At 73.9% G+C, this 9,014-nt stretch carries 9 protein-coding genes and 1 pseudogene; 8 read left to right on the forward strand and 2 right to left on the reverse strand.

Annotation, left to right across the window (positions count from 1 at the left end):
* Positions 1 to 72 precede the first annotated feature (72 nt).
* From ACF09J_RS12120 to ACF09J_RS12140, 5 genes and pseudogenes are all read left to right on the forward strand, one after another.
* A complete protein-coding gene (locus ACF09J_RS12120) occupies positions 73 to 1,056 on the forward strand; it encodes a zinc-binding alcohol dehydrogenase (RefSeq protein ID WP_392305292.1) in 984 nt (327 codons plus the stop codon).
* 151 nt (positions 1,057 to 1,207) lie between these two features.
* The gene (locus tag ACF09J_RS12125; RefSeq protein ID WP_100571503.1) at positions 1,208 to 1,606 is read left to right on the forward strand and encodes a 6-carboxytetrahydropterin synthase; all 399 of its coding nucleotides are present in this window, start codon (positions 1,208 to 1,210) and stop codon (positions 1,604 to 1,606) included.
* The gene (locus ACF09J_RS12130) at positions 1,603 to 2,787 is read left to right on the forward strand and encodes a glycosyltransferase family 4 protein (protein WP_392305293.1); all 1,185 of its coding nucleotides are present in this window, start codon (positions 1,603 to 1,605) and stop codon (positions 2,785 to 2,787) included. Before ACF09J_RS12125 ends, ACF09J_RS12130 begins: the two co-directional genes overlap by 4 nt.
* 149 nt (positions 2,788 to 2,936) lie before the next feature.
* Entirely contained in the window at positions 2,937 to 3,908 is a 972-nt protein-coding gene (locus ACF09J_RS12135) for a methyltransferase domain-containing protein (RefSeq protein WP_392305423.1), read from the forward strand.
* A pseudogene (locus tag ACF09J_RS12140) lies at positions 3,905 to 4,861 on the forward strand (lysylphosphatidylglycerol synthase transmembrane domain-containing protein); the annotation flags it as partial. The gene ACF09J_RS12135 and the pseudogene ACF09J_RS12140, both read left to right, overlap by 4 nt.
* Positions 4,862 to 5,022: 161 nt before the next feature.
* Here ACF09J_RS12140 and ACF09J_RS12145 read toward each other — a convergent pair.
* Positions 5,023 to 5,811 carry a creatininase family protein gene (locus tag ACF09J_RS12145; protein WP_392305294.1) on the reverse strand — a complete coding sequence of 263 codons (789 nt, stop codon included), beginning with the start codon at positions 5,809 to 5,811 and terminating at the stop codon, positions 5,023 to 5,025.
* A gap of 38 nt (positions 5,812 to 5,849) precedes the next feature.
* On the opposite strand from ACF09J_RS12145, the gene ribA reads away from it, so the two are divergent.
* Both ribA and ACF09J_RS12155 read left to right on the forward strand, forming a co-directional pair.
* Complete coding sequence (gene ribA, locus ACF09J_RS12150) at positions 5,850 to 6,509, forward strand: GTP cyclohydrolase II (protein ID WP_392305295.1); 660 nt, start codon at positions 5,850 to 5,852, stop codon at positions 6,507 to 6,509.
* Between the two features lie 184 nt (positions 6,510 to 6,693).
* Positions 6,694 to 7,155, forward strand: a complete 462-nt coding sequence (locus tag ACF09J_RS12155; protein WP_392305296.1) for a PPOX class F420-dependent oxidoreductase — start codon at positions 6,694 to 6,696, stop codon at positions 7,153 to 7,155.
* Here ACF09J_RS12155 and ACF09J_RS12160 read toward each other — a convergent pair.
* Positions 7,122 to 8,051, reverse strand: coding sequence for an NAD(P)-dependent oxidoreductase (locus ACF09J_RS12160; RefSeq protein WP_392305297.1), 930 nt, complete (start codon positions 8,049 to 8,051; stop codon positions 7,122 to 7,124). The two genes, ACF09J_RS12155 and ACF09J_RS12160, sit on opposite strands and share 34 nt — an antisense overlap.
* 111 nt (positions 8,052 to 8,162) lie before the next feature.
* Here ACF09J_RS12160 and ACF09J_RS12165 point away from each other — a divergent pair, with 111 nt between their 5' ends.
* Positions 8,163 to 8,765 (forward strand): TetR/AcrR family transcriptional regulator, encoded by a 603-nt coding sequence (locus ACF09J_RS12165; protein WP_392305298.1) that lies wholly within the window; start codon positions 8,163 to 8,165, stop codon positions 8,763 to 8,765.
* Positions 8,766 to 9,014: the final 249 nt, after the last annotated feature.

Raw genomic sequence — 9,014 nt, forward strand, 5'->3', positions numbered from 1 at the left:
CGCGTACGTTGTGCGCGGCCTGTGCACACCTCGGTACGTGAGCAACTTCCCGATCGTTCAGGAGGATTCTTGATGAACCGCTCCGCGCGTTCCTTCTGGCTGACCTCGCCCGGCCGCGGCGAGATACGCCGGACGGACCTTCCGGAGCCCGCTTCGGGCGAGGTGGTCGTCCGCGCGCTGTACTCCGGGATCAGCCGCGGCACGGAGACGCTCGTGTTCCGCGGCCAGGTGCCCGAGAACCAGTACGACGCCATGCGGGCCCCGTTCCAGGAGGGCGACTTCCCGGGCCCGGTGAAGTACGGCTACCTGAGTGTGGGCGTCGTGGAGGAGGGCCCGCCGGAGCTGGCCGGGCGTACGGTCTTCTGCCTCCACCCGCACCAGAGCCGCTACGTCGTCCCCGCGAGCGCGGTCACCCCTGTGCCGGAGAACGTGCCGGCCGGGCGGGCGGTGCTCGCGGGCACGATCGAGACGGCCGTGAACGCGCTGTGGGACGCCGCGCCGCTGGTCGGCGACCGCATCGCCGTCGTCGGCGGCGGCATGGTCGGCTGCTCGGTGGCCGCCCTGCTCGCCCGGTTCCCCGGCGTGCGCGTGCAGCTCGTCGACGCCGACCCGGCCCGCGCCGAGGTCGCCGACGCGCTCGGCGTCGGCTTCGTGCAGCCCGCCGACGCGCTCGGCGACTGCGACCTCGTGGTGCACGCCAGCGCCACCGAGCAGGGCCTGGCCCGCGCGCTCGAACTGCTCACCCCCGAGAGCACCGTCCTCGAACTGAGCTGGTACGGAGACCGGCGCGTCGCCCTCCCGCTCGGTGAGGCCTTCCACTCCCGCCGGCTGGTCATCCGCAGCAGCCAGGTCGGCACCGTCTCCCCGGCCCGCCGCTCCAGCCGCACCTACGCCGACCGGCTGGCCCTCGCGCTCGACCTGCTCGCCGACCCCGCGCTCGACGCCCTCGTCACCGGGGAGAGCGCGTTCGAGGAACTGCCCGAGGTGATGCCGAGGCTGGCCTCCGGAGAGATCCCGGCCCTGTGCCACCGGGTCAGGTACGGCGACCGACCATGACCGATCGTCCGGTCCGGGACGGCAAGAGCGCCTGACCTTGAGAAAAGAGTGAGAAGCCGCTGAACAACGGGAAGCGGAGAGCCGTACTACACGGCATCCCCCGGCAGGCACCGGCCGGGGACCAGACGCGCCGCACCTGGAGGGTCGTCCGTTGTTCAGCATCACCGTCCGCGATCACATCATGATCGCCCACAGCTTCCGCGGCGAGGTCTTCGGGCCCGCGCAGCGTCTGCACGGCGCCACGTTCCTCGTGGACGCCACCTTCCGGCGCGAACAGCTCGACGACGACAACATCGTCGTCGACATCGGGCTCGCCACGCAGGAACTGGGCGCCGTGGTGGCCGAGCTGAACTACCGCAACCTCGACCACGAGCCCGACTTCGCCGGCATCAACACCTCCACGGAGTTCCTGGCCAAGGTCATCGCCGACCGGCTCGCCGAGCGGATCCACAAGGGCGCCCTGGGCGAGGGCGCCAAGGGCCTGGCCGGCCTCACCGTCACCCTCCACGAGTCGCACGTCGCCTGGGCGAGTTACGAGCGTGCGCTGTGACCGACACGACCGTTCACCGCCCCTCGCCCCTGGCCTACCTGCCCGCGCAACGCGCCGGCTCGGAGAACGTCGGGATCATCCCCATGTCCCTGCGCACCGTGCACTTCGTCCTGCCGGGCGGCGTCGACGACCCGGCCACCCCGAGCGGCGGCAACGCCTACGACCGCCGGGTGAGCCTCGACCTGCCCGGCTTCGGCTGGCAGGTCCGGGCGCATCCCGTGAACGGCGCCTGGCCCCGCCCCGACGCCGAGGCCCGCGCGGAACTCGCACGGATTCTGCGGGAGTTGCCGGACGGCGCCGTCGTCCTCCTCGACGGACTGGTCGCCTGCGGCGTGCCCGAGACCGTCGTGCCCGAGGCCGAACGGCTGCGCCTGGCCGTCCTCGTCCACCTGCCGCTCGGCGACGAGACGGGACTCGACCCGGCCGTGGCCGCCGAACTGGACGCCAGGGAACGGCAGGTGCTGCGCGCGGTGTCCGCCGTCGTCGCCACCAGCGACTGGGCGGTGCGCCGTCTCGTCTCCCACCACGGCCTCGCCCCCGACCGGGTCCACGCCGCCGCGCCCGGCGCCGACATCGCGCCCCTCGCCCCCGGCACCGACGGGGTCTCGCGGCTGCTGTGCGTCGCCTCCGTCACCCCGCGCAAGGGACAGCACCGGCTGGTGGAGGCGCTGGCCGCGGTCACCGACCTGCCGTGGAGCTGTACCTGCGTCGGCGCGCTCACCCAGGACCCCGCCTACGTCGACCGGCTGCGCCGCCTGATCGCGGAGCACGGTCTGCAGGACCGTTTCCACCTGGTCGGACCGCGCGCCGGAGCCGAACTCGACGCCAGCTACGCCGCCGCCGACCTGATGGTCCTCGCCTCCTACGCGGAGACGTACGGCATGGCGGTCACCGAGGCCCTCGCACGGGGGATCCCGGTGCTCGCGACCGACGTCGGCGGGGTGGGCGAGGCGGTCGGCCGCGCCCCCGACGGCGGGGTGCCCGGCATCCTCGTACCGCCGGAGGACCCCGCGGCCCTCGCCGCCGAACTGCGCGGCTGGTTCGGCGAGGCCGACGTACGACGCCGGCTGAAGTCCGCCGCCCGAGGCCGGCGTGCCGCCCTCGACGGCTGGGCCAACACCGCCCGCAGCGTGGCCGGTGTGCTCGGCCGGCTGCCGAAGGAACCCCGGAGGGCGGCATGACCACGCCGGACACGTCCACGGAGACCGCCCGTCCCACCGGCACCATCCCGTCCCAGCCGGGCCCGCGGGAGCGGTCCGTCCCCGCCACCGGAGTGGCAGGACGGCCCGCCGCCGAGGCGGCGCGGCTCGCAGGAAAGGACCCCTCGGCCATGGCGGAATCCGGCGCGCTCTCCCCACAGGCGGCCCAGGCCACCGTGTCCCCGGGGGTGATTCCGGGGGCAGGGCCCGCCCAGCGGCCCGGCGAACGGGCCACCGTGAGGCTCCGGGAGGGCGGGGCGCAGGAGGAGGAGCCGCCCCGGTACGCGCCCGAGTGGTTGCAGCTCCGCGAGGCGGCGGACGCCACCGCGCGGGCCACGGAGCTGCTCGACCCGCTGCGGATCCGGCTGGTGAACCTGCCGAGCCGGCACGGCGGGCTCGTCGTGCACGACCTCGGCTGCGGCACCGGCTCGATGGGCCGCTGGCTCGCCCCACGGCTCGACGGCGCCCAGCACTGGGTCCTGCACGACCGCGACCCCTACCTGCTGCACTTCGCCGCCGTGGCTTCCCCCCGCGCCGCCGCCGACGGCAGCCGGGTCACCGTGGAGACCCGGCGCGGCGACGTGGCCCGGCTCACCCCTGACGCCCTGTCCGGCGCGTCCCTGGTCACGGCCTCCGCGCTGCTGGACGTCCTGACCCGCGAGGAGATCGACACCCTCGCCGCGGCCTGCGCCGGAGCGGGCTGCCCCGCGCTGCTCACGCTCTCGGTGGCCGGCCGGGTCGAACTGACCCCGGCCGATCCGCTGGACGCCGAGATCACCGAGGCGTTCAACGCCCACCAGCGGCGTACGGGACTGCTCGGTCCCGACGCCGTCGAGGCGGCCTGCGAGGCCTTCGCCGCGCACGGCGCCACCGTACGGGTGCACCCGAGCGCCTGGTGGCTCGGCCCCGATCAGCGCGAACTGACCGCCCAGTGGCTGCGCGGCTGGGTCGGCGCGGCCGTCGAACAGCGTCCCGAGCTGAGGCCGCGCGCAGACCGTTACCTCGCCGACCGCCTGGAGGCCTGCGCGGCAGGGGAGTTGGAGGTCGTCGTGCACCACAACGACCTCCTGGCGCTGTCCCGGCCGACGGACCGTGCCGCATGAGGGCGCAGACGGTGGACGCACCCCGCGTGCGTGAACCGGAGGCGGGCGCGGGAACGCATGAAGCGCCCAACGCGCCCCGTTCACACGGCACATCCGCCGCCGACCGCGCCCGCAGCCCGCTCGCCGCCGCGCTCTCCCGCCTCAACACCCGTGCGGTGCGAACCCACTTCGGGACCGTCACCGGACTCGTCATCCTCGCCTTCCTGCTGTGGCGGCTGGGCACCGGTGTCTTCCTGGACGGGCTGCGGCGGATCGACACGCCGACCCTCGTCCTGGCGCTCGGCATCGGGCTGGTCACCACCGTGTTCAGCGCCTGGCGCTGGCAGTTGGTGGCCCGCGGACTGCGCATCCGGCTGCCGCTCGGCCCGGCCGTGGCCGACTACTACCGTGCGCTGTTCCTGAACGCGGCGCTGCCCGGCGGTGTCCTCGGCGACGTGCACCGGGCGGTGCGGCACGGGCAGAGCGCCGGCGACCTGGGGCGCGGCGTGCGGGCCGTCGTCCTCGAACGGGTCGCCGGGCAGGTCGCGCTCGCCGTCACCGGCGCGGCGGTCCTGCTCACCCTGCCGTCCCCCGTGCGCGACCAGACGCGGCAGCTCGTGGCGCCGCTCGCGTTCGCCGCCGCCGGCGCGTTCGCCATCGTCCTCGCCCTGCGCATGAACCGTGCGCCCTCACGCCGTGGGCGGGCCCTGCGCCGCGCCCTCGCCGAGGCCCGCGAGGCACTGCTGTCCCGCCGCAACGGGCCGGGCGTCGCGCTGTCCTCGGCCGTCGTCCTGGCCGGGCACCTCGTGATGTTCGTGGTCGCCGCGCACGTCGCGGGCCCCGCCGCCCCGGTGCTCGTCCTGCTGCCCCTGGCGGTCCTCGCGCTGGTCGCCATGGGACTGCCGCTGAACGTGGGCGGGTTCGGGCCCCGCGAGGGCGTCGCCGCCTGGGCGTTCGGCGCCGCCGGACTCGGCGCGAGCACCGGAGTGACGGTGGCCGTGGTGTACGGCGTGCTGAGCTTCGTGGCCGGCCTGCCGGGCGCGCTCGTCCTCGTCGCCCGCTGGTACACCGCGATGCGCGCCGGGTCCCGCCGCGCCGAAGCCGCCCCGGAACCCGGCCGCGCGTCCGAAGGGGACTATCCGCGTCCGCTCCCGGGCAGCCCGAGGTCCTCGGAAATGAGCAGCGAAAAATATGGACAGAAGGAATCCGCGAGGCTGTTCAGCAGCTCCTCGCCCTTTTCCGCGGAACCCAGGGAAGGACGGCCGATGACGCCCGATTCGGTATAGGCGGACATTCCGGCGGTGAGCAGATGCCGCCGGTCGTCCGCGACGAAATCGGCGGACTCGTAACCGGCCCGGACCATTTCCGGATGGGCGTGCAGAAGAATGGAGGTCTCGATTTCCCCCGCGTGCATGTCGCTGAGCGGCGACGTGCGCACCCCGGCCGAGTCGAGGGCCGTCTGCCAGTCCTCCGCGGCGGGGAACAGCGCGAGGCGCTCACCGCGCGCGGAGGACTCCTGAACCACGTTGCCCAGCACGTAGTTTCCGCCGTGACCGTTGACGACCACCAGGGCCTCGACACCGGAGCGGCGCAGTGAGTCCGCGATGTCCCGCACCACCGCATGAAGGGTCACGGAGGAGATGCTGACGGTTCCCGGCCAGGCGGCGTGCTCGTGCGAGCAGGAGATCGTCACCGGTGGCAGGAGGTGCACCGGGTACGCGTCGGCGATCCGGCGTGCGATGGCACAGGCGACCAGCGTGTCGGTGGCCAACGGAAGGTACGGGCCGTGCTGTTCGAAACTGCCCACCGGCAGGACCGCCACCTGCCGTGAGAGGTCCGCCCCCCGCGCCCGTACGTCTTGCGTGGTGTCCGCCGGCAACGGACCATGTGCCGTCGGCCTCGGCCGCGTTTCCGAACCACTCATTGTTTTCCGGCCTTTCGTGTCTGCTTAGGAATCAGATCATGACAGAAGACCTCGCCGTAGTCGGCAAGAAGTCGTCCCAGCGCACGGGTGTGGAGCGCGTCGTGAATGCCCCGCTGCCCACCGTGTACGGGAAATTCGAGGCGGTCGGCTACCTGGACCACGACCGCGGCGACGAACAAGTCGCTTTGGTGCACGGCGACATAGGCACCGACCGGGTCCTGGTGCGGCTGCACTCGGAGTGCCTGACCGGGGACGCCTTCGGCTCCCAGCACTGCGAGTGCGGCGACCAGCTCGCCGCCGCACTGCGCGCCGTGGTCGCCGAAGGCAGCGGCATCGTCGTCTACTTGCGGGGCCACGAGGGCCGGGGCATCGGGCTGCTCGCCAAGCTGCGGGCGATGGCCCTCCAGGCGGAGGGCCTGGACACGGTCGAGGCCAACCTCGCGCTCGGCCTGCCGGTCGACGCCCGCGACTACGGCGTGGCCGCCGGGATGCTGCACGACCTGGGTGTGCGCTCGGTGCGTCTGATGTCCAACAACCCTCGCAAGCGCGAGGCGTTGGTGCAGCACGGCATCCAAGTCGCCGAGCAGGTCCCGCTGCTGATCCCGCCGTGCGAGAGCAACATCACCTACCTGCGCACCAAGCGGGAGCGGCTCGACCACCACCTGCCCCACCTGGACGCGATGGCGCACCTGTCCTGAGCCGGGCGGCCCAGAGCCGCACCTACGGCCGGACCCGGGCCGGGACGCACCGGCCGAGCAGCCTTCGACGAAGCGGGAAACCCGGCGGGCGACCGCCGGGATCCCCCGCCCCCTTCGCCCGGGAACCGGCGGGCGGGGCGCGGTCACGGGGAATGCGGGGCTCGGCCCCCTGGTTGACCGGAGTATGACTCAGGACACGCCGTACGACGCCGCACAGGAAGCCCTGCTCGCGCTGCTCTCCGAAAGCCGCGGCGGGGTACTGGTCACGCTCAAGCGGGACGGCCGGCCGCAGCTCTCGAACGTCGCGCACGCCTACGACCCGGACGAGCGGGTCATCCGCGTCTCGCTCACCGACGACCGCGCCAAGACCCGCAATCTGCGCCGGGACCCGCGGGCGTCCTACCACGTCACCAGCCAGGACCGGTGGGCCTACACGGTCGCCGAGGGCACCGCGGACCTGTCACCGGTCGCCTCGGACCCGTACGACGAGACCGTCGAGGAACTGGTACGCCTCTACCGGGACATCCTCGGCGAGCACCCCGACTGGGACGACTACCGCGCCACCATGGTCCGCGACCGGCGCCTGGTGCTCCGGCTGCGGGTGGACCGGGCCTACGGCATTCCCAAGGGCGCCGCCGGCGGATGAGACGGGAGCGGGGCAGTGGCGGCACCCGTACGCGTACGGCTCTCGATCGCCCGCAGGACCGCCACCATGTCCTCTCCTCCGTGGCCGAGCGACACCGTCTCCTCGAACAGGGCGTGGCACACGTCGAGCAGCGGGGAGGCGGTGCCGGACGCGCGTGCGGCCTCGGCGATCAGCCGGTTGTTCTTCAGCACGTCGAGAGCGGCGGCCTGGACGTCGAAGTCCCCGGACAGCAGCTTGGGCGCCTTCATCCGGGTGACCGGGCCGGCCATCGGGCCCGCGTCGAGGACGTCGAGGAACAGGCGCGGGTCGAGGCCCTGCCGCCCGGCGAAGTGGAACGCCTCGGTGAGCCCGGTCACCAGAGTGATCAGGAACAGGTTCACCGACAGCTTCATCAGCAGCGCGCCCGGCGCCGGGCCGCACAGGAAGGTCTCCCGGCACAGGGGAGCGAGCAGCGGCCGTACGGTCCGCACCGTGCGCTCGTCACCGGCCAGCATCGCCACCAGTCGGCCGTTCTCCGCCGGGACGCGGGAGCCGGAGACGGGCGCCTCGACATAGCTTCCGCCCGCGTCGCGCACGTCGGACTCCAGGGCGTGTGAGTAGGCCGGCGAGGTGGTCCCCATGTGGACGACCACCCGCCGCGCGACGCGCGCGGCGAAGTCCGGGCCGCCGCGGCCTAGGGTCGCGTCGGTGGCCGCGTCGTCCGCCAGCATCAGGAGCACCGCGTCCGAGCGGGCGAACACCTCGCCGGGGTCCGCCGCGACCGCGGCGCCGGCCGCGCGCAGGGGAGCGGTACGGGAGGCCGTGCGGTTCCACACGGTGAGGGGAGTGCCGGAGCGGGCAAGCCGGAGCGCCATGGGCTGCCCCATGACTCCGAGACCGATGAAGCCGACGTTCACGAGGACCGCCCTGGGGTCGGGACCGAGCTATGACAGCGGTCATAGTAGCGCCGCTCATGACGGCGGTCATAGGCTGTTCCGCGAGACGCGTACGGAGCCGGGAGGCCGACCATGACGGGCACCGAGCGGGGGCCGCGCGAGCGGATGGTCTTCAGCGCGGCCCAGCTCATCCGGCGCGACGGCGTGGGCGCGACCGGGATGCGGGAGGTGGCCGCCCGGGCGGAGGCGCCCCGCGGATCCCTCCAGCACTACTTTCCGGGCGGCAAGGAACAACTGGTCAACGAGGCGGTGGCATGGGCCGGCCGGTACGCGGGCCGGCGCGTCGCACGCTTCATGGCGGGCATGGCCGAGCCGACACCGGGCGGGCTGTTCGCGGCGATGGTCCGGCAGTGGACCGACGAGTACGAGACGGCCGGCTCCCTCTCGGGCTGCCCGGTCGCCGCGGCGACGGTGGACTGCGCCTCGACCCGCGCGTCCACCCGGGAGGCGGCCGCCGCCGCGTTCACGGCCTGGCGGTCACCGGTCGCCGAGGCCCTGACCAGCATGGGCGTACCACCGGACCGGGCCGAGCCGCTGGCCACCCTGATGATCAGCTCCCTGGAGGGCGCGATCATCCTCTCCCGCGCCGAAGGAGACGTACGCCCGTTGGAGACGGTGGCCCAAGAACTGACCCCACTCCTGAACGCGGCCGCACCCCCGCCGACCGGTCCGTAGCCACCCAGCCGCCCCCGACCGCCCGCACCGCCGGGGCCGCGCCCGCCCGCGCGCTGCGCGCCCAGCGGATCCGCGCGGCTGGAGCCCCGACGCTCCCACCACGCCCGTTCCGCCCTGCGCCAGGGGCACGGCGGCATGGCTCAGCGGGTGGAGCGCGGGCGGAGGGCCGAAGACCGGCGCCGGGCGGCGCGGCTTCCCGGGGGACGCCTGTGCGTCCGGCGGCGGGGCGCCGCTGAAGGAGCCTGTGCG

It is taken from the genome of Streptomyces sp. NPDC014889, from assembly GCF_043081205.1.
Taxonomy (GTDB): domain Bacteria; phylum Actinomycetota; class Actinomycetes; order Streptomycetales; family Streptomycetaceae; genus Streptomyces.